This window comes from Galactobacter sp. (assembly GCF_022712295.1).
Lineage (GTDB): Bacteria > Actinomycetota > Actinomycetes > Actinomycetales > Micrococcaceae > Galactobacter.
Genome location: NZ_JALAGT010000054.1, coordinates 1 through 23281, shown reverse-complemented (window position 1 = coordinate 23281; position 23281 = coordinate 1). Strand labels below are relative to the sequence as shown.

24 protein-coding genes and 1 tRNA gene are annotated in these 23281 nt (G+C 66.9%); 19 read left to right on the top strand and 6 right to left on the bottom strand.

The features are described 5' to 3' along the window. Positions 1-313 precede the first annotated feature (313 nt). Positions 314-2026: an L-lactate permease gene (locus Q0A15_RS04225; RefSeq protein WP_291278287.1), complete on the top strand. Its 1713-nt coding sequence runs from the start codon at positions 314-316 to the stop codon at positions 2024-2026. Positions 2027-2100: 74 nt separating this feature from the next. Next, positions 2101-2910, top strand: coding sequence for a FadR/GntR family transcriptional regulator (locus Q0A15_RS04220; RefSeq protein WP_291278286.1), 810 nt, complete (start codon positions 2101-2103; stop codon positions 2908-2910). Positions 2911-2952: 42 nt separating this feature from the next. On the opposite strand, the gene Q0A15_RS04215 is transcribed toward Q0A15_RS04220, so the two are convergent. Next, on the bottom strand, positions 2953-3801 hold the full coding sequence (locus Q0A15_RS04215; protein ID WP_291278285.1) for an NUDIX hydrolase: 849 nt from the start codon (positions 3799-3801) through the stop codon (positions 2953-2955). 84 nt (positions 3802-3885) lie between these two features. On the opposite strand from Q0A15_RS04215, the gene Q0A15_RS04210 reads away from it, so the two are divergent. The 5 genes from Q0A15_RS04210 (at position 3886) to Q0A15_RS04190 (ending at position 8922) form a co-directional block, all read left to right on the top strand. Then, positions 3886-4236 carry a bifunctional 3-phenylpropionate/cinnamic acid dioxygenase ferredoxin subunit gene (locus Q0A15_RS04210; RefSeq protein WP_291278284.1) on the top strand — a complete coding sequence of 117 codons (351 nt, stop codon included), beginning with the start codon at positions 3886-3888 and terminating at the stop codon, positions 4234-4236. Then, positions 4233-5618, top strand: a complete 1386-nt coding sequence (locus Q0A15_RS04205) for an FAD-dependent oxidoreductase (RefSeq protein ID WP_291278283.1) — start codon at positions 4233-4235, stop codon at positions 5616-5618. The genes Q0A15_RS04210 and Q0A15_RS04205 overlap by 4 nt, the downstream gene beginning before the upstream one ends. Before the next feature lie 116 nt (positions 5619-5734). Continuing rightward, positions 5735-6223, top strand: coding sequence for a MarR family transcriptional regulator (locus tag Q0A15_RS04200; RefSeq protein ID WP_291278282.1), 489 nt, complete (start codon positions 5735-5737; stop codon positions 6221-6223). Continuing rightward, on the top strand, positions 6220-7500 hold the full coding sequence (locus Q0A15_RS04195; RefSeq protein WP_291278281.1) for an MFS transporter: 1281 nt from the start codon (positions 6220-6222) through the stop codon (positions 7498-7500). The genes Q0A15_RS04200 and Q0A15_RS04195 overlap by 4 nt, the downstream gene beginning before the upstream one ends. Before the next feature lie 159 nt (positions 7501-7659). Then, entirely contained in the window at positions 7660-8922 is a 1263-nt protein-coding gene (locus Q0A15_RS04190) for an MFS transporter (RefSeq protein ID WP_291278280.1), read from the top strand. 10 nt (positions 8923-8932) lie between these two features. Here Q0A15_RS04190 and Q0A15_RS04185 read toward each other — a convergent pair whose 3' ends face one another. Further along, positions 8933-9835: a LysR family transcriptional regulator gene (locus Q0A15_RS04185; RefSeq protein WP_291278279.1), complete on the bottom strand. Its 903-nt coding sequence runs from the start codon at positions 9833-9835 to the stop codon at positions 8933-8935. A 71-nt stretch (positions 9836-9906) separates the two neighbouring features. Here Q0A15_RS04185 and Q0A15_RS04180 point away from each other — a divergent pair, with 71 nt between their 5' ends. Next, the gene (locus Q0A15_RS04180; protein WP_291278278.1) at positions 9907-10965 is read left to right on the top strand and encodes a putative sulfate exporter family transporter; all 1059 of its coding nucleotides are present in this window, start codon (positions 9907-9909) and stop codon (positions 10963-10965) included. Positions 10966-11051: 86 nt separating this feature from the next. Here Q0A15_RS04180 and ald read toward each other — a convergent pair whose 3' ends face one another. Next, positions 11052-12185 carry an alanine dehydrogenase gene (ald, locus tag Q0A15_RS04175; protein ID WP_291278277.1) on the bottom strand — a complete coding sequence of 378 codons (1134 nt, stop codon included), beginning with the start codon at positions 12183-12185 and terminating at the stop codon, positions 11052-11054. A 212-nt stretch (positions 12186-12397) separates the two neighbouring features. Here ald and Q0A15_RS04170 point away from each other — a divergent pair, with 212 nt between their 5' ends. The 10 genes from Q0A15_RS04170 to Q0A15_RS04125 all read left to right on the top strand — a co-directional run bounded on the left by Q0A15_RS04170 (position 12398) and on the right by Q0A15_RS04125 (position 18452). Then, positions 12398-12859, top strand: a complete 462-nt coding sequence (locus Q0A15_RS04170) for an Lrp/AsnC family transcriptional regulator (protein ID WP_291278276.1) — start codon at positions 12398-12400, stop codon at positions 12857-12859. A 182-nt stretch (positions 12860-13041) separates the two neighbouring features. Next, the gene (locus Q0A15_RS04165; RefSeq protein ID WP_291278275.1) at positions 13042-13389 is read left to right on the top strand and encodes a hypothetical protein; all 348 of its coding nucleotides are present in this window, start codon (positions 13042-13044) and stop codon (positions 13387-13389) included. Positions 13390-13563: 174 nt separating this feature from the next. Then, on the top strand, positions 13564-13788 hold the full coding sequence (locus Q0A15_RS04160; protein ID WP_291278274.1) for a helix-turn-helix domain-containing protein: 225 nt from the start codon (positions 13564-13566) through the stop codon (positions 13786-13788). A gap of 109 nt (positions 13789-13897) precedes the next feature. Then, positions 13898-13970: transfer RNA gene (locus tag Q0A15_RS04155), tRNA-Ala, on the top strand. Positions 13971-14190: 220 nt separating this feature from the next. Beyond that, the gene (locus Q0A15_RS04150) at positions 14191-14412 is read left to right on the top strand and encodes a hypothetical protein (RefSeq protein ID WP_291278273.1); all 222 of its coding nucleotides are present in this window, start codon (positions 14191-14193) and stop codon (positions 14410-14412) included. A 185-nt stretch (positions 14413-14597) separates the two neighbouring features. Then, the gene (locus Q0A15_RS04145; RefSeq protein ID WP_291278272.1) at positions 14598-15635 is read left to right on the top strand and encodes an alcohol dehydrogenase catalytic domain-containing protein; all 1038 of its coding nucleotides are present in this window, start codon (positions 14598-14600) and stop codon (positions 15633-15635) included. A 190-nt stretch (positions 15636-15825) separates the two neighbouring features. Further along, positions 15826-16683 carry a pantoate--beta-alanine ligase gene (gene panC / locus Q0A15_RS04140; protein ID WP_291278271.1) on the top strand — a complete coding sequence of 286 codons (858 nt, stop codon included), beginning with the start codon at positions 15826-15828 and terminating at the stop codon, positions 16681-16683. A gap of 78 nt (positions 16684-16761) precedes the next feature. Continuing rightward, positions 16762-17589: a hypothetical protein gene (locus Q0A15_RS04135; protein WP_291278270.1), complete on the top strand. Its 828-nt coding sequence runs from the start codon at positions 16762-16764 to the stop codon at positions 17587-17589. A 270-nt stretch (positions 17590-17859) separates the two neighbouring features. Continuing rightward, a complete protein-coding gene (locus Q0A15_RS04130; protein WP_291278269.1) occupies positions 17860-18063 on the top strand; it encodes a type II toxin-antitoxin system HicA family toxin in 204 nt (67 codons plus the stop codon). Then, positions 18063-18452, top strand: a complete 390-nt coding sequence (locus Q0A15_RS04125) for a hypothetical protein (protein WP_291278268.1) — start codon at positions 18063-18065, stop codon at positions 18450-18452. Before Q0A15_RS04130 ends, Q0A15_RS04125 begins: the two co-directional genes overlap by 1 nt. Positions 18453-18463: 11 nt before the next feature. Here the strand turns inward: Q0A15_RS04125 and Q0A15_RS04120 are convergent, their stop codons facing one another. The 3 genes from Q0A15_RS04120 to panB are packed head-to-tail and all read right to left on the bottom strand — an operon-like array spanning position 18464 to position 22629. Next, positions 18464-20920: a heavy metal translocating P-type ATPase gene (locus Q0A15_RS04120; RefSeq protein WP_291278267.1), complete on the bottom strand. Its 2457-nt coding sequence runs from the start codon at positions 20918-20920 to the stop codon at positions 18464-18466. Between the two features lie 60 nt (positions 20921-20980). Continuing rightward, on the bottom strand, positions 20981-21775 hold the full coding sequence (locus tag Q0A15_RS04115; RefSeq protein WP_291278266.1) for an SDR family oxidoreductase: 795 nt from the start codon (positions 21773-21775) through the stop codon (positions 20981-20983). After that, positions 21772-22629, bottom strand: a complete 858-nt coding sequence (gene panB, locus Q0A15_RS04110) for a 3-methyl-2-oxobutanoate hydroxymethyltransferase (protein ID WP_291278265.1) — start codon at positions 22627-22629, stop codon at positions 21772-21774. Before panB ends, Q0A15_RS04115 begins: the two co-directional genes overlap by 4 nt. A 120-nt stretch (positions 22630-22749) precedes the next feature. Between panB and Q0A15_RS04105 the strand changes: the two genes are divergently transcribed. Beyond that, positions 22750-23281, top strand: a 532-nt coding sequence (locus Q0A15_RS04105; protein WP_291278264.1) for an NAD(P)-binding protein, incomplete at its 3' end; no start/stop codon positions are given.

Below are 23281 nucleotides of genomic sequence, written 5' to 3'. Positions count from 1 at the left end.
GCGTGCGTGAGCCACGTGTCGTCGCGACGAAGAACGAGCGTGGCCGGTCAAGTCAGTGGACTCGACGCACGCCGTTGGACACGTTCCCGGATGCGGCCGGGGGAGGCACAAGACCGGTTCCGTCGAGTATGCGGCGACGAAAGGGGCAACCTCCGTGTACAGTGGCGTGGTCTGACCACTGTTGTCTGACCACAGTACCGCACCGACAGCGACGTCGAACTTCAGCTGCGAGGTGTGGCCTGGAACTGACGGGATCCGCACGGGCCCGCGAGTTCAAGCACCCATGTTCATCACGCACTCGAAAGGCACGTTCGTGGTCAATAGTCTCGTCTTGGCGCAGACCTTCACCGCCACCACCGATCCGGTGGGCGGAAGCGTTTTCTTGTCAGCCCTGTGCGGCCTGCTGCCGCTCGTAGCTTTCTTTGTTCTTCTTTCCGGTTTCAAGGTCCAGGCGTGGAAGGCCGGCATCGGCGCGGTCGTCGTGGCTCTGCTCGTCGCGGTGTTCGCCTTCAAGATGCCTGTTCAACACGCGCTCAACGCCGGACTGCTCGGTGGCGTCTACGGCCTGGTCCCCATCGTGTGGATCATCGTCATGGCGATCTGGCTCTACCAGGTCACCGTGCGTTCGGGCCGCTTCGACGACCTGCGCAAGGTCTTCAACGTGGTCGGCGGCGGTGACGTGCGTATTCAGGCCGTCCTCATCGCCTTCTGCTTCGGTGGGCTGATGGAGGCCCTGGCCGGTTTCGGTGCACCCGTGGCCATCACCGCCACCATGCTGATGGCGTTGGGCATTCGCCCGCTCAAGGCCGCCGTAGCCGTGCTCGTGGCCAACACCGCGCCAGTGGCCTTCGGCGCCGTGGGCACCCCCATCACCACGGCAGGTAACCTGCTCGGCACCGCAGACCCGGTGGACTCCGCCAATCAGATCGGTGCCATCATCGGTCACCAGTCCCCGGTGCTCGCCCTGTTCGTCCCCACCCTGCTGGTCTTCATCCTGGACGGCAAGAAGGGCCTGAAGGATTGCTGGGTCGTCACCGCGGTCATCGGCGTGGTGTTCGCCGTACTGCAGTTCCTCTCCTCCAACTTCTTCTCCTACGAGCTCACTGACGTGGTCGCCTCCCTGGGCGCGCTCGCCGTGGTCATCCTGCTTCTGCGTTTCTACAAGCCCAAGAACCGCGATGCAGCCCGTGCCCGTGTGCTGGACCCGAACTCCGCGGCCGCCCACGAGTCCTCCGATACTCAGGAGAAGCTCAACGGCGTTGACACCTGGATGGCTCTGCTGCCCTACGTCCTGGTGGTCGCCGTGTTCGGAGTTGCCAAGCTCTGGAAGCTCGGCGTGGACGTTCCGGCGTGGCTGGCCTCCACCGACGTGAAGATCGAATGGCCCGGCCTGCACGACTCCGTGGTGACGGCAACCGGCGATCCGGTCTCCTCCACGACCTACTCCCTGCCGTGGCTGTCCAGCCCGGGTTCGCTGATCTTCATCACCGTGGTGCTGGTGGTCATCGTCTTCTCGATCTTCAACGGCAAGGGCCGCTACAAGATCGGACCCGTAGGCGCCATCAAGGAACTCGGCTCCACAGTGGTCAACATGAAGTTCGCCGGTCTCACCATCGTGTTGGTGCTGGCTCTGGCCTACATCATGAACCTCTCGGGACAGACCGTGGCCATCGGTACATGGCTGGCCGGCGCCGGCGGATTCTTCGCCTTCCTGTCTCCCATCCTGGGTTGGATCGGCACCGCGGTGACCGGCTCCGACACGTCGGCGAACGCACTGTTCACCAACCTGCAGGCCACCGCAGCGCACAACTTGAACGTGGACCCGCACCTCTTCGCCGCTGCGAACACCTCCGGTGGTGTGGTGGGCAAGCTCATCTCCCCGCAGAACCTTGCACTGGCCGCCACCACCGTGGGCATGGAGGGCAAGGAATCCGTGATCCTGAAGAAGGTCATCGGCTGGTCCGCGGCGATGCTGCTGGTGCTGTGCTGCATCGTCTTCGTGGAGGCCCAGTTCGCGCACGTGTGATCGCTTGCCTGTGACGGCTCTCACCGAGCCGTGACACGGACCCCGAGGATCGATTTTGGAAGGATGAGTTCATCATGACCCATTCGTCAGAGTCGATCCCCGGGGCCCACCCGTATGCGGACGCCTACCCGGCCGAAGCCATGCCGGTGAGGGCCTACCAGAAGGTGCTGGACTGGGTCGAAGCCGAACTGCGCACCGGAAACCTGAGGGTGGGGGACCAGCTTCCGGGCGAGCGCGCTCTGGCGGAGACCCACGGGATCTCTCGCGCCAGCGTGCGGGACGCCATCCGGACGCTGGAGGTCATGGGGCTGGTCAGGACCTCGTCCGGCTCGGGGCCCAAATCAGGTGCCATTCTCATCTCCCGGCCCGCACAGGGGATGGCGATGATGTTGCGCATGCACCTGGCCAGCGCAGGGCTGCACACGCAGGACGTCATCGAGGTTCGCGCGTTGCTGGAGTCCTGGGCGGCGTCCGTGGCGGACCTCGACACGCTGCCGGATGGTGGCCAGGCCCTGTTGGGACAAGGCAGCGATCTCCTGGAGGCCATGGAGGACCCGGATCTGGACCGCGCCTCCTTCCAGACCCTGGACACCCAGTTCCACCTGGTGCTGGCGCGTCTGGCAGGTAACCGGGTCGTTGACGCCATGATGGCCTCCCTCAAGGACGCGATCACCGACTACGTTGCGGTACGTGCCTCCACGGACGAGACCTGGGGCGGCGTGGTGCCCGGCCTGCGGGAGCAGCATCGGCGGATCTTCGACGCCGCGAGCAACGGTCGGGGTGCGGAGGCCGCGGCCCTGCTGCGGGAGCACATCGAGTGGTTCTATGCCCAGACCTTGGGCAACGGCCCCGACCAGGACGAGCCCGAGCTGCGGCTGCCCTGATCCGGTCTTCCGACCCGTCGCCTTTCCTGCCCTGGCCCGGGCTCACTGCCCAAGCGGCCCGGAGGCAAGGAAGTCCTCGGTCCCGGCTCCCCAAGGCACCACGTGGCCGTTCATCTCCACCAGGACATTGCGGGTGACGCCGGTCCGGGCCGGGAGCAGGGCTTGGTCCAGGGTGCGTGCCGCGGCCAGTCTGCGCAGTTGCGCCCAGGTGGGTTGCATGAGGTCCAGTTCCCCAGTCGCATAGGCGTCCAGCGCCGCGACGGGTTTGATCCAGAAGGACCTCACGGATTCCGTGGAGAGGTTCTCGGGTTCCTGCCCAGGCGGTACGGAGGCGGCGATGAAGCGGGTGTCGTAGCGGCGGGGGAGGCCCTCCGGTGTGATCCACCGATCCACATAGTGCAGCTGGTCGGTGTGCGGCGCCATGCCCAGCACGTCGAGTGCGTCCGCGACGCCGAGGCGGTGCTCCGACAGGGCCGCGCGTAGCTCGCCTCGCGCGGGCGCGGAGTGCGGCACCCGGCCAAGGCCCGACGTCGGACCTTGGGTTGCGCCGTGTGGTCCGCCATCGCGGGCCAGGAGGACGCCGCATTCCTCGAAGGTTTCCCTGATGGCCGCGGCGGTCACCGGGGCCGTGGCGGCCGGTCCAGCGACGTGATCGGGCTCGTCGAGATCCCCGGCCGCTGTAGCGATCCAGTCCTGGGTGCCGACGTGGTCGGACGGGTCAACCGAGCCGCCGGGGAAGGTGGCCATCCCCGCGGCGAACGCCATGGAGAGCGCACGCTGCTGCATGAAGACCTCGACACCGCCGTGGCCGGTGGCGGCGGGCCTGAGCAGGAGCACGGTGGCGGAATCCTTGGCGGGAACGTGTTCGCCACCGGGTGCTGTGGTGCTCACCATGCCTTGCATTCTGCCTGGGAAGACCCGGGTAGCGTGGTAACCAGAGTTTCAAGCAGCTGAGAACGTGGGTCAGGAGGCATCATGCAGGGTATCGATGTGGCCGGGGTGGAAGAGATCCCCGAAGGGGAGGCGCTCGCGGTCGAGGCCGACGTGAACGGGGTCCCGCGAGAGATCGCGATCTTCCACGCCGAGGACGGGGAGTTCTATGCGCTGGATGACGAATGTACCCACGAGACCGCCTCGCTGTCAGAGGGTTGGATCGAGGGGGACAAGGTCGAGTGCCCCCTGCACGCGGCCGAGTTCTGCCTGCGCACCGGCCAGGCGCTGTGCATGCCCGCCACCGTTGACACGTACACACACGTGGTGGAGGTCGTGGACGGGCGCGTGCTGCTGCACCCGGGGGAGTCGGTCGCGGACGCGGTGCGCAAGTGACCAGGACCGTCGCAGATCTGCCCGACTCCATCCTGGTGCTCGGTGGGGGAGTGGCGGCCTATACGTTCGTGGAACAGCTGCGGTTGCGAGGGTATCGGGGTTCCCTGGCGATGGTCTCCATGACCGGGCTGCCGCACGATCTGCCGCCGGTCTCCAAGGAGTACCTGCGCGGAAACATGTCCCGCGAGGAACTCGACTTCCGCGACGCCGATTTCTATGTCGAACGCGACATCCATGTGGTGAACGGGACCGCGACGGCGTTGCGGCTTCCTGCGCAGGGAGCGGTGCAGGGAGCGGTGCCGGGCGTTGGCGAGACCGACGGGGACGTCACCGGGCCGGACGAGGTGTGCCTCGTCGAGGTGGCCCGCGCCGATGGGGGTGAACCCACTAGGTTGTCTGCAGGCCTGGTGGTGCTGGCCACCGGTGCCAGGCCCGTCAGTGCTACTGCGCATGTGCAACCCGCTGTGGAGCGAGACCGCATCACGACCTTGCACAGCGTGGCGGATGCGGATCGGGTGCGCTCGCTTCTGGTTCCGGGCGCGCGTGTGGTGATCCTGGGCGGTGGGCTCATCGGTGCCGAGGCAGCTTCTGCCGCGGTCGAGGCCGGCGCGCGGGTGACCCTGGTGAATCGCTCTGCGCCGGCCGGTGCGCGGGGCTACGGGCCTGCGGCCGCCGCAGAGCTGGAGGAGCAGCACGTGGCCCACGGCGTCCGGTTGATCACGTCCTTCTCGGTGGGGGAGCAGAACGTAGGAGACGGAGTCGACGTGAGCCTCGAGACCGGAGAGGTCCTGCACGCCGACCTCGTGATCGATGCCGGTGGAGCGGTGCCTGCCGATGGGCTGGCCCGCACGGCCGGGGTCGAGGTCTGGGACGACGCCGTGGGCGGTGTTCGAGTGGATTCCGCCGGTCACACGTCGCATCAGCGGGTTCTGGCCATCGGTGACGTGGCGCGTTCCGGCGAACGGTGGAGCGGTCACTGGGAAGCGGCCATGCACTCCGCAGAGGATGCCGCGGCCGCAGTGCTCGGGCAAGGGGCCGAGACGCGAGGTGTGCCGTGGTTCTGGTCGGATCGACACGGATCTCACGTCGAAGTGGTGGGGAACCCCGCCGCCGCAACGGTGGACATCGAACGCCGGGACGACCGCGGCCTGCGCGCCGTGTTCTGGTGCGTTCCGGCAGGTGCGGACGAGGGGCACGGCGCTGAGGCGCCGGGAGGCGCTCAGGCGAGCTCCGACGTCGGGCAGGTGGTGGTGACCGGTGCCGTGACCATTGACGATTCACGGCTGGCGCGTGCCGCACGTCGGTTGGCCGACCGGGCCAAGCCGGTGGACGCTGAGGCGCTCGCCGACCCCGCGATCGCGGCGAGGGCCCTCCTCCGCTGACCTCTCGGTGCCCGTATCCGACGTAGGTGCCCCGTTCTGGGTCCGCCGCGTCGGACGCGTGCACCAACGTCATATGATTAGCCAAGTTATATAACCTAGCGATATGCTTGGTGTTCGTGAGTGAACACGACGAGACCCCGAGCACCGGTGCAGCACTGCTGGCCCTGATGACCGGCGTTTACGCCGTCAACCGTTTCGCGGCATCCCGAACCCCAGGCCATTCCCCCACGCACTACCGCGTGCTCGGTCTGCTCAAGGACCACGGCGCCTATCGTGTGGGCGACCTCGCGGCGCAGGTCCACCTGTCCCAACCGGGCATGACCAAGACCGTCAACCTGCTGGCCGATCTGGGTTTCGTGGAGAAGACCGCAGACCCCAGCGACTCCCGGGCCACCCTGGTCTCCCTGACGGAGGCCGGGGACAACGCTCTGACCGAGCGGACCAAGGATGTGGTCCGCACGGTGTTGCCGGGGCTCGGAGAGTTCAGCGAGGCCGAACGCCGCACCCTCTGGGACGCAGCGCAACTCTTGGGCAGGCACCTGGACCCCGGCCCGTGGGCACTCACCGACACCGCAAGCACAACTGAGAAGACTGAGGGCGAATGAGTATCGAGACGGATGAGGAGCTCGCGAAACTCCACGCGAGTCGGCAACAGAAGGGCTCCGGCGGCTGGTGGAGCCAGCCCAAGACCGTGTGGGCCGTGGCGTTTGCGACCATGGTGTCCTTCATGGGCATCGGGCTGGTGGATCCCATCCTCCCGGCCATCGCCTCGGACATGGATGCCACCGAGGCCCAGACGGAGTTGCTCTTCACCTCCTATCTGCTGATCACTGCGATCGCCATGTTCTTCACCTCATGGGTCTCCGGCCGCATCGGTGCCAAGAACACGTTGCTGCTCGGCCTGGGCATCATCGTGATCTTCTCGCTGCTGTCGGGTTTCTCCCCGACGGTCAACGCGCTGGTCGGGTTCCGCGCCGTGTGGGGCCTGGGCAATGCCCTGTTCATCTCCACCGCGCTCTCCACCATCGTCTCCGAGGCACGTAACCCCGATGGCGCCATCATCCTGTACGAGGCGGCCCTGGGCGTCGGCATGGCGCTGGGCCCGCTGGTGGGTGGGTTGCTGGGTTCCATTGGCTGGCAGTTCCCGTTCTTCGGTACGGCGGTGCTGATGGCGGTCTCCTTCGTCGCGATCGTGACCATGCTGAAGTCGGGCTCTGTGCAGAAGAAGCACACCTCACCGCTGGCGTCCATCAAGGCGCTCGGCCGCCCGCAGCTGCTCTCCTTCGGCCTCGTCGCGATCTTCTACAACATGGCCTTCTTCGTCATCCTGGCCGTTTCCCCGTTCCCCCTCGGCTTCGGTGCCCTGGGGATCGGCTTCACGTTCTGCGGGTGGGGCATCGCGCTGGCCGTCATGTCCGTCTTCGGTGCCCCCGCGCTGACACGCCAGTTCCATCGCACCACCGTGTTGGCCGGCGGGCTGATCGCGCTGCTGGCCGTCATGGTCGCAGCGATCTTCCTCGTGGAGAACGTCGTGGCACTGGTTGTGCTGATCGTGATCTCCGGTTTCGTGCTCGGCATCATGAACACGGTGCTCACCGAGGCGTCCATGGAGTCCACCGACCTGCCGCGCCCCGTTGCCTCCGCCGCATACTCCGGCGTGCGATTCCTCGGCGGTTCCGTGGCCCCTCCGATCGCCTCCGCGTTGGGTCACTCCTTCGTCTGGAGCGCCTCCTACGTCTATGGCGCAGCTGCCACGGTCGTGGCGCTCATCCTCTTCTTCTCCCTGTGGCACTTCGTGAAGGCCGCCAACAAGGGGCCGCATGTTGACCATCAGGAAATGGAGCTGGACGAGGCCGAGGCCCTGATCGGCGACGCCGACTGACACCGGCTGCTCACGAGACCGCCCGGGTTCCGCGTCGCAGCAGCTGGCCGCAGCGAATGCGAGGTAGCACCCGGGCGGTTCTGTATCTCCTCTGCCCGACGGCGGTTCGCCGGACGGGTGCCCGGCGTCGCCTTCGGCGACGCGGCTAGCATGACGTAGGTGACCTCGTCCTCGCCCAGCCAGCGTCTGCCCGCGTTCCAGCATCCCGTTCGTCCCGGATGGGTGGCCTCCGTGGCGCTGGTCAACGTCGGGCTGAACACCGCGATCTTCGCGACCCTGAATCAGCTGTTGCCGATGCAATCTCTTGACGTGGCAGGCGAACACGGTAAAGAGGCTGCACTGTCCTTGGCCGGCACTGTGGGCGTGGTGGTCGCCATGGTCGTGAACCTGTTGGCCGGTGCCTTGTCCGATCGGACCAGATCGCGCTCGGGGCGTCGCACACCGTGGATTCTGGTGGGCGCTCTGGTGGCCTGTGGCTTCCTGTTGCTGCTCTCCACTGCGGAATCGGTGGCGACGTTGTGCCTGTTCTGGGCAGGTGCCCAGGCCGGCCTGAACGCCATGATGGCGGCCGTGACCGCGTGCGTCCCCGACCGGGTTCGCCCCGAGCGTCGCGGTTTGGTGGGCGGCATCGTGGTCACGGGCATCACCGTTGGCGTGATGCTCGGGTCCGGTGTCGGCATGGTGGCCGGTGAGCGGGTCCGCTTGGGCTATCTGATGGTGGTGGTCGGCCTCGTCGTCTCACTGATTCCGTATCTCCTGACGCGCGACGATCCGCAGCTCGCCGCAGGTGCCGTACCCCGCATCACCAAGTCCGAGTTCATGCGCGGGTTCGCCGTGAATCTGCGCACTCATCGTGATTTCGGGTGGGCCTGGCTCGGACGATTGCTGATGATGACGGCCATCCAGTTGTTGATCGTCTATTTGCTCTTCTTCCTGCGGGATCAGCTGCATCACTCCGATCCGCCCGCCGGCGTCTTCTTGCTGACGGCGGTCTACGCCGTAGGGACCGTGGTGACGGCGGCGCTGGCCGGTCAGCTCTCCGACCGCACCGGTCGCAGGCCGTTGGTCGCGGTGGCGAGTGCGCTCGTGGCGGTGGCTGCGGTGCTGCTTGCGGTGGCGCCACTTTTCGGCGGAGTGTCCATGGCGATGGCGGTGGTGGCCGCAGTGGTGCTCGGGATCGGGAACGGTTCCTTCCTGGGTGTGGACTTCGCCCTCATCACGCAGGTTCTGCCCGATGCAGCGGAGAACGGGCGCGGCATGGGACTGATCAACGTGGCGGCGTCGCTTCCACAGATCTTCTCCCTTGGCCTGGCTTGGTTGGCCGTGACCCACCTGGGCGGCTACACGGTGCTCTTCACGGGCGCGGCGGTGATCGCGATTCTCGCGGCGGCATCGGTGTACCGCGTCCGCAGCGTGAAGTAGCTCCTCGGTCTCAGGTCCCCACCGCGAGCGAGCGCACCAGGTCCAGGAAGGCGGCGGTGGGTTCCGGGACCAGGACGTCCTGCCGCCAGATGGCGTGCAGTCCTCTCGACAGCGGTTGTCCCTGCCATCGGGCAAGCCCCACGGCGGCGTCGGCCACCGGCTGTCTCACCGCCATCTCACTGAGCACGGCCGGACCCACTCCAGCCGCGACGGCTCGGACGATGGCCGCATTGGAATCCAATACGGCAACAGGCCGATGCCGCTGGGGGAGCACGGCATCCAGCGTGGCCCGCGTGCCGGAGCCTTCCTCGCGCTCCACGAGCCCCGTGCCGGCCAGATCGGACGGCCCCACGACAGCGTCCTGCCACGCATGACCTGGCCGAACGATCACGGCCAACCGGTCGCGGCCGAGCTGTTCGTTGGCCAGGTCATCCGGGGGCTCCGGGTCCTCGATGAACCCGAGCGGAATGGCGCCGTCCCGAACCCAGTCGATCACTCCCGTGGAGTTGTTGAATCGGGTCGAGACCCAGACATCGGGCCTGGCAGCGGCCCACGCGCCGAGCCAGCCCGGCACCAGGTGCTCCCCGACCGTGCGACTGGCCGCGAAGTCGAGCCGGGGTGGGCCAGGATCGGCCAGGGCGGAAGCGGTGGCAGTGAACCGGTCCAGGCTTCGTAGTACGGCTTTGGCCTCTGAACACAGCGTGGTGCCCGCAGCAGTCAGCTTCGACCCGGCCGGGGACCGCGCCACCAGCTCACATCCAAGGTGACGCTCTACTGCCTTCAGAGTGCGTGAGGCCTGCGGTTGCGTCAGACCCTGCGAGCGGGCCGCAGCCCCGATACTGCCGTGCTCCTGTACGGCCACGAGCAGCCGCAACGTGGCCGGGGTGAAGACGTGATCGTCGGAGGAGGTCATAGCGCAAGCGTATGACCTCATGTGTTCTTCACGGCTACCGGTTCCGCCCGTGGGCGGGTCAAATGGGAAGCATGTCATCCGAATCAGCAACACCGGGAACGCGGTCAACCGCCAAGCTTTCCACCACCGAACCAAGCAGCAAGCCGAGCATCTGGTGGGGATTTGCGGTGTGCGCGGTCGTGGCGGCCGTCTGCATCGGCCTGGGGAACCTGGTGACGGGGCTGTCCGCCATGCTCGTCGCCGTGCTCCTGGGCGCGCTCTGGCGCAACCTCGCACCGGTCCCGGCCACGCTGGAACCAGGAATCGGGGTGGCGGCCAAGCGGGTACTGCGTTGGGGAGTGGTGCTGCTCGGTCTGCAGCTGTCGTTGCCGCAGGTCCTGGACCTCGGCCCGGGGGTGCTGGCCATCGTCGTGGCGGCTGTGGCCATCACCTTCCTCGCCACCCTGGGCCTCGGCAGGCTGCTCGGCGTGGATCGTGATCTGAGCGTTCTGATCGCGGGTGGGTTCTCGATCTGCGGAGCTGCGGCAGTGGCCGGCGTGCAGGGCGCAGTGCGGACCACACAGGAGAAGGTCGCTGCGGCGGTGGCGCTGGTGGTGCTCTTCGGCACGCTGATGATTCCCGTCATGCCGCTGCTCGTGGCTGCCCTGGACCTTGCCGCTGGGGACGCAGGCACCGCCATCGGCGGTTCCATTCACGAGGTGGCGCAGGTCGTGGCGGCTGGCGGCATCGCCGGTGGCGGTTCCGTCCTGGCCGTCGCCGTGAGTGTGAAGCTGGCGCGCGTGGTGCTCATGGCGCCCGTGGTCGCGGGTGTCTCCCTGGCCCGCCGCCGCAGCAACACCGATACGTCCGACGGTAAGCGCCCACCCATCGTCCCGCTCTTCGTGCTCGGCTTCGTGGTCATGGTCCTCGTCGCCACCACGGGATGGGTGCCACAGCCGGTGCTGGACATCGTGAAATGGATTCAGCAGTTCCTGCTCGCCACGGCCATGTTCGCCCTGGGTCTCGGCGTGCACGTGAAGTCGCTGCTCAAGCTTGGCCTGCGCCCGTTGCTGCTTGGCCTGTGTGCCACGATCGTGATCGTGGTCGTCGTCCTGGGCGGCATCGCCCTGGGCTTCGGCGCAAACGTCTGAGACACACCGATGCCCGACCGGTGGGGTCCGGCCTGACCAGGCCGGGGCACCACCCGTCGGGCACCGAGAGCGCGCTGACGCGCGCCTCAGGCGCGCGAAGGCACCTTGCCCGCCAGGACGTCAGCCGCTGCAACCGACTCCAGGCCGTGTGCAGCGGCGACGGAGGCGTTGGTGAGGTGGCCGTCGAAGGTGCTGAGGCCATCGGCGAAGCCGGGGTCCGCGGACAAGGCGGCCTGCCAACCGCGGTCGGCGATTCGCAAGGTGTAGGGCAGCGTCGCATTGGTGAGCGCGGCGGTGGAGGTCTGGGGGACAGCACCGGGCATGTTGGCGACGCAGTAGTACACCGCGTCGTGAACGGGGAAGGTGGGATCGGCGTGCGTGGTCGGGTGGGAGCCCTCGAAACACCCGCCCTGGTCGATCGCGATGTCCACCAGCACCGAGCCGGGGCGCATCTTCTCCACCATGTCCAGGGTGACCAGCTTCGGGGCCGCAGCACCCGGGATGAGCACGGAACCCACCACGAGGTCGGCATCGGCAACGAGCTCCGCGATGGCGTACTTGGTGGAGTACATGGTCTTGATGCGGCCGTGGTGGGCGGTGTCCAGCTCCTTGAGTCGATCGACGTTGATGTCCACGACCGTGACATCCGCGCCCAGGCCCGCCGCAGCAACGGCGGCGTTCTCCCCGGCGGTGCCCGCGCCGATGACCACCACATTGGCCGGGCGGGTGCCGGGGACGCCGCCCATGAGGATTCCGGAACCACCAGCGGGCTGCTGCAACGTCGTGGCGCCGATCTGTGCTGCCAGGCGACCGGCCACCTCTGACATGGGGGCCAGCAAGGGCAGCGAGCGTCCGCGGGTCACGGTCTCGTAGGCGATGGAGGTGGTACCGGCCTTCAGGAGCGCATCGGTGCACTCCCGGGAGGCGGCGAGGTGGAGGTAGGTGAACAGGACCTGGTCGCCACGCAGGCGGTGCAGTTCCTCGGTGATGGGCTCCTTGACCTTCAGCAGCAGGTCGCCGTGGGCCCACACCTCGTCAGCAGTTGCTCCGATGGTGGCCCCGGCGGCCTCGTACGCGGAGTCGGGGTTGCCGGAACCCACGCCGGCACCGGCTTGGACCATCACGTCGTGGCCGTGGTGGACCAGCTCGGCCACTCCGGCCGGGGTCGCCGCGACGCGGAACTCGTTGTTCTTGATCTCGGTGGGAATGCCGATCCTCATGGCTGCCTCCTGATGTTGGCGGTGGTGCGGGGTCGATGTGATGCTTCGGTTGATGCGTGCGGTCCTTGAGTGGGGGCGTCCCCGTTCACAAACCGTTGAACCAGAGACTAAGGAAATCTGCGGACCATCTGGGGGTGATCGGTGGAATCTGCGAATCTGGATGTGAAAGTGGCAGAATTACGCGAGATGGATGTCTGTGTGAAGGGTCACCTATGAAGGATCTGCAGGTCACAGCCGAGCTGAGCGAGACCGACAAGAAGCTGCTCAGCCTGCTCAAGGAGAATTCGCGGCGATCCAACGCCTCGCTGGCCCAGGAACTGGGGCTGGCGCAATCCACATGCTTATCCAGGATCAAGGCACTTCGAAGACGGGGGATCATCCGCCGTTTCACCGTTGATGTCGATGCCAGCGCACTGGGGAAGAGCCTCGAGGCGTTGGTGTTCGTTCGGATCCGTCCAGGAGCACGGCACCGCATGGCCGAGCTTGCACGCAACATCGCCAAGGCCCCTGGCGTGGTCCAGGTGTTCTTCTTGGGTGGCGACGAGGACTTCTCCGTGCACGTTCAGGTTGCCGACGCCGCGGAAGTGCGGGACTTCGTCGTGGAGCATCTCTCCTCGGATCCTGCTGTGGCGAATACCAGGACCTCGCTGGTCTTCGAGCATCTGGTGAGCTGAGCGTGGAGGGGTAGGGCCCGTTGGGGTTGGTCTCGTCCGCGGCGGTGCCTTGATCTGCTCACACCCATGTGTGACGCGTCAGGGCGTGTGATCTCGCGGACGGAACGGGTCCGGGAGGGGGCGCAGATTCTTAGAATCGAGGTACGCCCCCATCCACGTTTTCCACGAGAAGAAGTGTGTCCATGACCCAAAAGCAGACCCTGCGCAATATCGCCGCCACCACGCCCGGCGCGGACATCCTGATGGCCCGCCACGGAAGCCACATCATGTCATGGCGTGTGGATCACCGGACCGATTCCACGGTGGCGCTGCTGGACGACGGCCGCTGGGTGAGCGTGCGTAACCATCTGGACCTCCCAAGGGCTACTCCTGGGCAACGCGTGGTGGTCGGCTGGGCCGCCTACAAGACCGGACAAGCCGCGCTCAAGCCATCCGACGTGCACTGGATGGCCAAGCTCACGGGCTGGTGGCTGCTTGGCACCGCTGCCTTCACCGGTGGCGCCTTTGCCCTGGTCTCCGCCGTCAGTTGACGGCCGTGAGCTGGCCTCGGCCGGAGTGGGTCGCCGACCGGCCGACGGCCGGCCGGGAACCGGCCGTGGGGCACCGGACCGGGAACGCGCCGTCGGGCAGGGGTAGAACCGGACTTGTCCACAAGCGAATGGTGAAGGTAGGCGGGTGTTCTCCCTGGCACTAGGATCGGGGGCATGGATTCACCTCGCTTTCTGCGCCTGGAGGACGTCGCGGATGAACTGAACGTGTCGATGGTGCAGGCTCGTGCCCTGGTGCGTAGCGGAGAACTGAAGGCCATCAAAGTGGGTGGACGCGGCGTATGGCGGGTGGAACGCAGCGAATTCGAGGCTTATATCGCGCAGCAGTACCAGGCCACGGAACAGTCCATTGCTGCAGAGGACACAGACGTGGAGGTCTGAGGACCAGGTGCTGTGTAGCAACTCGGTGCGGACCACGCCCGGTTTGGAGCACACAGGCGGCGGCGGTATCCTGTTGAAGGTTGCTTCGGCCCAGGCCGGTGGGAATCATGGGGCTTTAGCTCAGTTGGTAGAGCGTTTCGTTCGCAATGAAGAGGTCAGGGGTTCGATTCCCCTAAGCTCCACAACCCGATCCCCGGGACCCTCGCGGTCCCGGGGATTTTTGCTGTCCACGACAAATTGCGGTGCGTTGGCACAAATCGCGGTGTGGATCCGACGATTCACACCGACGGGTGTGCATCCGTACCGCAATCAGTCAGGCTCGGGGACGCCGAAAGCTGAAGCGCACGTCCTGAGGTGGGGTGCTTCCCTTCCGTGGCGCGGCCGAAGCGCTATGCTCCGCCAATGAGCAGCCCTCAAGGATTCGACTACAGCGCGCAACGCGACGGAACCGTCTTGATCACGCATGACGGCCGTCGAGCGACCGTGCTTCGTGGAGATCGTGCGGAGCAGTTCCTGGAAGAGGTGGAATACGACCCGCAACAGGTGATGGCCCGCTGGACCGGCAATTACAAGCGCGGCAATGAGCGTGTGGCCAAGCGGCACCCTCGCAACGCTGGTCGGTGAGCGCGCGGCCTGGCACATACTGCGGTGCTGTGGCACGAATAGCGGTGTGGATCCGACGATGAACACCGACGCGTGTGCATCCCTACCGCAACGTGGATCTCGAGGATTTGCTATAGGTGGAGCTAGTAGACAGGCGTAGCTTGAATCCTGAGGGCGGAAACTCCGTCCGGGAAAGGCAAGACCCCATGCGCGCAGTCACGTACGTCAAGAATGACACCGTGGAAATCCATGAGAAGCCGATCCCGGAGATCGCCGCGGACGAGGTCCTACTCAAGGTGGGCGGCGCAGGCCTGTGCCACTCCGACATTGCCATCATCGGCATGGGGGACGACAACCCGCTGATCGGCTCCACGCTGGGGCACGAGGTCTCCGGAACGGTGGAGAAGCTCGGCGAGAACGTTCAGGGCTGGAACGTGGGCGATGCCGCGCTGGTGGCACTGGTCCTTTCCTGCGGCCAGTGTGGTGAGTGCCTGGCCGGGCGGGACAACCAGTGTGAGGTCGTGTCACCGCGCAACAGCCTGGCCCCGCTTTCTCCCGGTATCGGTGTGGACGGCGGTATGGCCGACTACATCAAGGTCAAGGCCCGCCACCTGGACCCGCTGGGTGACCTGGACGTCGTGGCGGCCGCACCGCTGGCGGATGCCGCACTGACCCCCATGCACGCCATCTCCAGGGTCAAGGATCGTCTGACCGGTGACGCCACCGTGGTGGTGCTCGGCCTGGGCGGCCTGGGGCACATGGGTCTGCAGATCCTGCTGGCCACCACCGGCGCGCGCATCATCGGCCTGGACACCGACCCGGAGAAACTGGCCTTCGCCGAGTCCAAGGGCGCCATCGCGATCCCCTCCGACGCGGACGCCGCTGACAAGATCATGGACCTGACCAACGGGATCGGGGCCGATGTCGTGTTCGACTTCGTGGGCGTGCAGCCCACGGTCACCACTGCCGTCAACGTGGTGCGCAACGGTGGAGCCATTCGCTTCGTCGGGTTGGGCAACGGCGGCTTCGACTACGTGGCCGGCTCCGCTTCCCCACTTCCGTGGGGTGTGGAGATCGAGCGCGCCTACGGAGGTACCCGCGCCGAGATGCGTGAGGTCATCGCCCTGGCTCAGCAGGGCAAGATCGGTGTCGAGGTGAAGCGGTACCCGCTCGACGACGCCGTGCGGGCCTTCGATGACCTCCACCATGGTCGTATCCAGGGCCGCGGCGTCCTGGTGCCGTGAGGCAGCAACCCTTGGCGTCGTGACGCGTCCGGGCAGCTTGTTGTGAGGCAGTAGTCAGGCGGCCCCGCGGACCCGAGGATCCGCGGGGCCGCAACGTTGCGGTAGCGTTGATGTCTGCTTGTCGCTGCCGGGCAGACGCCTCGCGAATCGCGTGGGACGCTCCGGCGGCGTGAAGAGCTGGAGGTTGACAGTGCAGGTCATCACGACGGTGACTGAGGTGCGGGACGCGGTGGCGCAGGCCAGGACGAGCGGACGGAAGGTTGCACTGGTTCCCACCATGGGAGCCCTGCATGAGGGGCATCTTTCGCTGATCCGTGCCGCCGGTGCCGATGGAGCCTTGGTGGTGGTCTCCGTGTTCGTGAATCCCACCCAGTTCAACGACGCGTCCGATCTGGATGCCTACCCCCGCGACCTTGAAGCGGACGCCGCGCTCGCCGCGAGTGCGGGAGCCGACGTGGTGTTCGCGCCCTCCGTGGAGGAGATGTACCCGAACGGCTTCTCAACGTCCGTGAGGGTCGCTGGGATCACGGAGCGTTGGGAGGGCGCCGAGCGCGGGGCCTCCCACTTCGATGGCGTGGCGTTGGTGGTCTCCAAACTGTTCAACATCGTGGCCCCGGACAGGGCCTACTTCGGGCAGAAGGATGCCCAGCAGATCGCTGTGGTGCGACGCTTCGCCGCTGACCTGAATCAGCCGGTTCAGGTGTGCGCGGCTCCCACGGTCCGCGCCGCGGATGGCCTGGCGCTGTCCTCGCGCAACGCTCGCCTGTCGGATGGCGACCGCGCCGCAGCGCTCTCCCTTGGCGCCTCGCTGCGCCAGGCGCAGGCCGCCGTCGCGGCCGGAATGCACGACGTCGCGTCCCTCGCTTCCGCTGCCCAGAGCACCCTCGTTTCCGCGGGGGCCCGCCCCGAGTACTGGGCTGTGGTGAACCCGGATACTTTCGAGCCATTGTCTGTCGTGACCCCGGGGACCCCGGCGCTGGCGATCGTGGCGGCGTGGGCTGGCGACGTTCGGCTGATCGACAACCAGGCCCTCATCGCGCTGAGCTGACCCCAGACAGCCGGCCGGTCGGAAAGCGCCCACCCGGATACCTCCCACTGCCTGGCCGGATGTGTCAGGCTTGAGCGCATGAGACGGATCCAGCCTATGCGGTCCCTGGCCGGTGTCGTGCTCGTGGGCACGGTGGTGAGTGTCGGGGCCGTCGCCTGTTCGTCCAGCACCAAGGCACCAACCCCGACCAGCGACTCGGGCGCGGCCGCCGCCACCCCGACGCCGGATGCGCCCTCGGCGGCTGCGACCAGCAGCACCGCTCCGACGTCCGCGACGGCGTCGAGTCCCGCCGCGAGCAGCTCGGCGCCCACGCACGCGGACCCCACCTTCGCCAAGCGACCGGCCAAGGCCGTCACCGCCGGAACGGTCAGCGATGCGGATACGGCACGAGCCGCGGGCAAGGGCGACACCAACGTCAAGTACACGGTTCAGGGCGATCTGGCCGCAGTGGTCACCGTGGATTGCTCTACGTGCACCGGTCCCGTGACCATCACCGGTCCGCAGCGCGTCGCGGCGTTCGGGACGGTCCCGAAGGGCGGCAGCGGCTCCTACCTGATGTCCCCCATGAAGAGTCAGTCAGCGGCCCAGGAGGTGTGGGTGCAGGCGCGCGGCCCGTGGAAGCTCACCGTCTCCAGCTGGAACACGGCGCCTCGGGAATCGGGCACGGTTCACGGCAAGGGATCGAGGGTCTTCTGGGTGGATGGGAAGCACACATCCGCCGTGCTGGAGTGGAAGCGCAGCCGCCCCGGCGACAAGGTGCAGGCCCGGTACTTCCAGGCGGATACGAACCAGCCGCTGATGTTCGGGTCGGACGACCCGACATACAAGGAACGTCAAGAGATCACCACCCCTGGCGTGATGTCCATCCAGACGCAAGGGGAATGGACCTTCACACCGGGACGATGAGCCGCTGAATCTGCGCATATGTCGCGTCTCGCCGAATGGTCTCGGGCGGCAGATTCGCCGGATGGAGCGGCACCGCAGGCGTGTCGTCCACGGTTGGCGGTGAAGGTAGCCCACAGCGCTCAGGAATCTGGTGCGCTTGGGCCATGATCTCGAACCCAGTGTTGCAACGGCGACCCAAACGGTGGCGCTTTCGAAGCGTGGACGATCATCACTTGCCACGATTTTCAAGCCCCCCTTTATTGCTATATCAAGAGGGGGTGGATTAGACTCATGGTTGTTCCTCAGAAGTACAGGGATGTCGTATCTGTATTGCGACGGAACGGTTGGCAACTGCTGCGAACAAGCGGCTCCCACGAAGTGTGGCGGTCACCGGCAGGGCGCCGATTCGTGATTCCACGCCACGGGGATGTCTCGGCTGGGGTTGTGCGGCAGCTCGTGTCCCTGTTGGAGGAGAAGCCGAAAGGATGGACATGATGGGACGTATGAACACGTATGCGGTCAAGGTGAGCCGCGACGGGCGTTGGTGGCTCATCGAGGTTCCGGAACTTGAAGCTGTGGGTCAGTCGGCGACATTGGCACAGGCGGAAGAAGCCGCGCGTGAAGTTGTGTCCTTGATGACTGACCAACCGACAGATGGCTTCGCGGTCACCTTGACGATTGAGCTTCCCACTGAGGCACGGACCTTGTGGGACGAGTCTCGAAAGTCTGCGGCGCTGGCTCGCGAACTCGAACTACAAGCAGCCGCCGATGCCAGACGTGCTGTGGCCATGCTCCTTGACGACGGGTACAGCCAAGCGGATATTGGTCGTGCCCTGGGGCTTTCCAGCCAACGTGTGAATCAGCTGGCGAAGTCGGCGGCCTGAGCCCTGCAGCCCTAGTCCTCCAGGCGCTTGACCCGCAGCCGCGACGCGTTGGTGATCACGCTGACGCTGGAGAGAGCCATGGCCAGCGCGGCGAGCATGGGGGAGAGCAGCACGCCGAGCGCCGGATAGAGCACGCCCGCCGCAATGGGGATGCCGATCGCGTTGTAGATGAACGCGAACACCAGGTTCTGCCGAATGTTGCCCATGGTCGCCTTCGACAGAGACCGTGCGCGCACGATCCCCAACAGGTCTCCGGACAGCAGCGTGATGCCCGCGCTCTCCATGGCCACATCGGTGCCGGTCCCCATCGCCAGTCCCACGCGGGCGGCGGCCAGCGCCGGGGCGTCGTTCACGCCGTCGCCCGCCATGGCCACGATCCTGCCCTGGTTGGTCAGTTCGGCGATCGCCGCGGCCTTGTCCTCCGGCTGCACCTCGGCATGGACCTCGTCGATGCCCAGCTCCTGGGCCACGGCTGTGGCCGTCGTCAGGTTGTCCCCGGTCAGCATGACGACCTTCAGCCCCTGCTGATGCAACTGCTTCACGGCGGCGTGGGTGGTCTGCTTGATCGGGTCGGCGATCGCGAGGATCGCCTGCGGTGTCCCGTCCACAGCCACGTAGATGGCCGTCGCGCCGTCGGCGCGCAGGGCGTCGGCGCGTGCCCGGACGTTGCCCATCTCCTGCCCGACGCCCACGAAGTCGGCATTGCCGACCAGCACCTTCCGCCCGTCCACGGCGGCGGCGACCCCGCCACCGGGGGCGGAGTCGAAGTCGGAGGCATGTGGGATGTCGATCCCATCCTCGCGGGCACGGGCCACGATGGCCTGTCCCAGGGGGTGTTCGGAGTCCGATTCGACGGCTGCGGCCAGGGTCAGGATCTCGGATCGGTCGAGGTCGGCCAGGGTCTCGATGGAGGTGAGGGCCGGGCGGCCCTCGGTGAGGGTGCCGGTCTTGTCCACCACCACCGTGTCGACCTTCTCCATGGCTTCGAGGGCCTGAGCGTCTCGGATGAGCACGCCGTCCTTCGCGCCGCGGCCGACGCCGACCATGATGGACATGGGCGTGGCCAGACCGAGGGCGCAGGGGCAGGCGACGATCAGCACACTCACCGCGACGACCAGGGCGTGCGCCAGGCGCGGCGTGGGACCCATCAGGATCCAGATCAGGAACGCAAGCACGGCGACGCCGATGACCACGGGCACGAAGACCGCGGAGACCTTGTCGACCAGAGACTGGATCGGCGCACGCGAGCGCTGAGCCGAGGCCACCATGTCCACGATCCTGGACAGCATCGAATCCGCGCCGAGCTTCTCGGCGCGGACCACCAGAGAACCGGATCCGGCAACGGTCCCGCCGACCACCTGGTCGCCCTCCTCCTTGCTCACGGGCAGGGGCTCACCGGTGACCATGGACTCGTCCACGCTGCAGCGGCCGGACACCACGGTGCCGTCCACGGCGACCTTCTCTCCGGGGCGGACCCGGACCAGGTCACCGACCTGCAGGTCCTCCAGGGGGATCTCGGACTCGTTGCCGTGCCCGTCGATGCGCCTGGCCGTGGCAGGTGCCAGGTCCATCAAGGCACGGATGGCCCCGGAGGTCGACTCACGCGCGCGCAGTTCCAGCACCTGTCCAAGGGCCACGAGGGCGACGATCACGGACGATGCCTCGAAGTAGACCTCCACTCGACCGTGCATGCGCATGGCGGCGGGGAAGATGCTCGGGGCCAGGAGCGCCACGACGCTGTAGATGTATGCCGCCCCCACGCCCATTGAGACCAGCGTGAACATGTTCAGCGAGCGATGCCGGACGGAGGCCCAGCCGCGCTGGAAGAACGGGGCTGCTGCCCAGAACACCACCGGCGTGGCCAGGACGAACTGGATCCACTGGGACACTCCCATGGGGATCAGATCCCTGAGCCCGGGGATCATGGGGAAGAGCATGCCAAGGACAAGGATCGGCACGGACAGGGCCGCGGAGATCCAAAAGCGTCGCGTCATCGAGGCGAGCTCGGGATTCGGCTCGGTGGTGGCGGTGGCGCGTTCAGGCTCAAGGGCCATGCCGCAGATGGGGCAGGTGCCCGGGCCCTCCTGACGCACCTGGGGGTGCATGGGGCAGGTGTAGATCACAGGGCCCGAAACGGCTGGGGGAATAGGGCGCGGGTGCCGTCCTGCGTGATCATCATGCCCGCCTTGTCCGTCGTGCGTCTTGTGGCCCGTGTGGTCATGCTGCGCCTCGTGCTCGTGCTCGTGCTCGTGCTCAGGGTGCCCTGCGTGCGCGTGTTCTGGGTGAGCAGGCTGCTCGTCCCCGTGGTCCGCGTACTCTTCGGGGTGGGCCACGAATTTCGCGTGGCATCCTTCGGAGCAGAAGTAGTAGGTCTGCCCGTTCACCTTCTCGCTCGCCGCTGCCTGGGCAGGGTCCAACGTCATACCGCACACGGGATCGGTGACGGACTGCTTGGCCTTGGTGTTCATGGGGCCTCCTCCGCTTCCAATGATACCCCTGGGGGGTATATCTGGCTATGGGCGCAGGGCTCAGAACAGGTTCGAGAACCCGCCGTCCACCACCAGTGATTGGCCGGTGATGTAGGAGGCCCGCGGGGAGGCCAAGAAACAGATGGCTTCCGCGATCTCCTCTGGCCGCGCCCAGCGACCCAGAGCCGTGCGCTCGCCAACGAGCTGCTTGAAGCGGGCGTCCTCCTGTAGCCCGGCATTCACGGCAGTGGTCACCATCCCCGGCGCTACAGCGTTGACGCGGAATCCACGCGGCCCCAATTCGGTGGCCAGAGACCGGGTCATCCCCTCGATGCCTGCCTTGGCCGCTGCGTATCCGACGTCGCCTGCCCGGCCGCGAATGGCGGCGATGGAGGAGACGTTCACGATGGCTCCCCGCGTGTCGGCAGGAACCTGGGAGACGAAGGCCCGCGTCACATCGTAGGCGGAGACCAAGTCGGCCTGGACCAGGGCTGAGAACCCGGCGGTATCCATGTCGGTGAGCCCCCGACGGTCGCGACCACCCACGTTGTTGATCAGAACGGTGGGCCGCATCGACTCGTCCAAAGCGGCGAAGGCCTCCGCCACGGCGGTGGGGGAACAGACGTCGGCCACGAAGGCCTCCACCCGACCGCCTCCGGCTTCGGAGACCGGCCGTAGGGAATCCACCACGGGCCACAACCGGGCGGCGGAGCGCCCGTTGACCAGCACGCGCGCGCCGCGGGCGGCAAGGAGCGAAGCGGTCGCCAAGCCGATGCCGTCGCGCGCTCCGGTGACGAGAACCGTCTGCCCGGAGAACTCGCCGTCGGGCACTGACCGGCGACCGGGCGCGCTCATTCGGCGTCGGGGTCTGCGGCGGGCACTCGCGCCAGGGCGCGGGAGAGGACCTCGGGATCCAAGTGGGAAACATTCTGCTCGGCAGGGAACGTTCGCGCCTGAACCTCTGCGGCATACGCGTCGAGTGCGTTACGCGCTGCGGCGCCCAAGGACCCGAAGTGGCGGGCATGCCGTGGGGTGAAATCCTCGTCCAGGCCCAAAAGGTCCTGCCATACCTGCACCTGGCCGTCGCAGCCGGGGCCGCCTCCGATGCCGATGGTGGGTACGTCCAGCCGGGAGCCGATGGCCTCCGCCAATTCCGTGGGGACCAGCTCCAGGACCATGCCCCACACGCCAGCCTTCTGGATGGCCAACGCATCGGTGAGCAGACGAACGGCAGCGGCCTCGTCCTTTCCCTGCACCTTGAGCCCCAGTGTGTTCACGGACTGTGGGGTGAATCCGAGGTGGCCCATGACGGGGATGCCGGCCTGCACCAGGCGGGAGATCAGCGGAACCATGTGGGCACCTCCCTCCAGCTTCACCGACTGTGCGCCGGTCTCGGCCATGATCCCGGTGGCGGCGCGCACGGCGTCGTCCTCGGTCGCCATGGCCACGAACGGGAGGTCCACCACCACGGGGACCGAGGAAGTCCCACGCACCACGGAGGAGGCGTGGTGGATCATGGCCTCCACCGTGACCGGCAGTGTGCTGTCATGTCCCAGTATCACGTTGCCCAGGGAATCACCCACCAGGATCACGTCCACGGCAGATCTCTCCACGAGTTTGGCGGAGGTGTAGTCGTAGGCGGTGACCATCACGATGGGGTCACCCCCGGTGGACTTTCGGTGTGCGAGTTTGCTCAGTGAAGTACGCACGGCGGTGTGGAACTCCTGGATCTTGGTGGGTGCGGGCGTTGACCACCATGCTACGCGGGTACCCAGAACGTGTGTTCCTGAGCCCCCCACCGGCTGCGTAACCCCCGTAGGCTGGAGGTCGTGAGCAGAATTCGAACGGCCGTGGTGATCGGCTCGGGTCCCAACGGGTTGGCGGCCGCGGTGGTCCTGGCGCGAGCTGGCCTGAAGGTCACGGTTCACGAGGGCGCAGCGTCGCACGGTGGTGGGGTGCGAACGGTCCCGTTCGGACCGGAGGGATTCCGTCGTGACGTCTGTTCTGCAGTGCACCCGTTGGTGCTTCCCGCACCGTTCTTCAAGGCGCTCGGCGTCACCAACGCCTTGGACGGCCTCCACTACGAGACCCCTGAGATCTCCTATGCCCATGCGCTGCGCCCCGGCCACGGTGTGGCCGCCTACCGCGACATCGAGGCGACCGCCCAAGCGCTGGGTGCGGACGGCGTAGCGTGGAAACACCTGTTGGGTCCGCTTTCCCGACAGATGGATGAGCTCGCGGACGTCGCGCTGAACCCCCTGGTACGAATCCCCCCGCATCCTTGGTTGACGCTGCGCTTCGGACTGCGCGTCCTTGAACAGGCCGGCCCACTGGGTGGTCTGCGTTGGCGCGGTGAGGAAG

Excerpts from the sequence above, each read along its gene's own strand:
- Q0A15_RS04150 (WP_291278273.1), top strand. The coding sequence starts at position 14,191 with ATGAGCAGCCCTCAAGGATTCGACTACAGCGCGCAACGCGACGGAACC.
- Q0A15_RS04195 (WP_291278281.1), top strand. The coding sequence starts at position 6,220 with ATGAGTATCGAGACGGATGAGGAGCTCGCGAAACTCCACGCGAGTCGG.
- Q0A15_RS04220 (WP_291278286.1), top strand. The coding sequence starts at position 2,101 with ATGACCCATTCGTCAGAGTCGATCCCCGGGGCCCACCCGTATGCGGAC.
- Q0A15_RS04165 (WP_291278275.1), top strand. The coding sequence starts at position 13,042 with ATGACCCAAAAGCAGACCCTGCGCAATATCGCCGCCACCACGCCCGGC.
- Q0A15_RS04160 (WP_291278274.1), top strand. The coding sequence starts at position 13,564 with ATGGATTCACCTCGCTTTCTGCGCCTGGAGGACGTCGCGGATGAACTG.
- Q0A15_RS04115 (WP_291278266.1), bottom strand. The coding sequence starts at position 21,775 with ATGAGCGCGCCCGGTCGCCGGTCAGTGCCCGACGGCGAGTTCTCCGGG.
- Q0A15_RS04180 (WP_291278278.1), top strand. The coding sequence starts at position 9,907 with ATGTCATCCGAATCAGCAACACCGGGAACGCGGTCAACCGCCAAGCTT.
- Q0A15_RS04210 (WP_291278284.1), top strand. The coding sequence starts at position 3,886 with ATGCAGGGTATCGATGTGGCCGGGGTGGAAGAGATCCCCGAAGGGGAG.
- Q0A15_RS04130 (WP_291278269.1), top strand. The coding sequence starts at position 17,860 with ATGGTTGTTCCTCAGAAGTACAGGGATGTCGTATCTGTATTGCGACGG.
- ald (WP_291278277.1), bottom strand. The coding sequence starts at position 12,185 with ATGAGGATCGGCATTCCCACCGAGATCAAGAACAACGAGTTCCGCGTC.
- Q0A15_RS04125 (WP_291278268.1), top strand. The coding sequence starts at position 18,063 with ATGGGACGTATGAACACGTATGCGGTCAAGGTGAGCCGCGACGGGCGT.
- Q0A15_RS04145 (WP_291278272.1), top strand. The coding sequence starts at position 14,598 with ATGCGCGCAGTCACGTACGTCAAGAATGACACCGTGGAAATCCATGAG.
- Q0A15_RS04170 (WP_291278276.1), top strand. The coding sequence starts at position 12,398 with ATGAAGGATCTGCAGGTCACAGCCGAGCTGAGCGAGACCGACAAGAAG.
- Q0A15_RS04135 (WP_291278270.1), top strand. The coding sequence starts at position 16,762 with ATGAGACGGATCCAGCCTATGCGGTCCCTGGCCGGTGTCGTGCTCGTG.
- Q0A15_RS04120 (WP_291278267.1), bottom strand. The coding sequence starts at position 20,920 with ATGAACACCAAGGCCAAGCAGTCCGTCACCGATCCCGTGTGCGGTATG.
- Q0A15_RS04185 (WP_291278279.1), bottom strand. The coding sequence starts at position 9,835 with ATGACCTCCTCCGACGATCACGTCTTCACCCCGGCCACGTTGCGGCTG.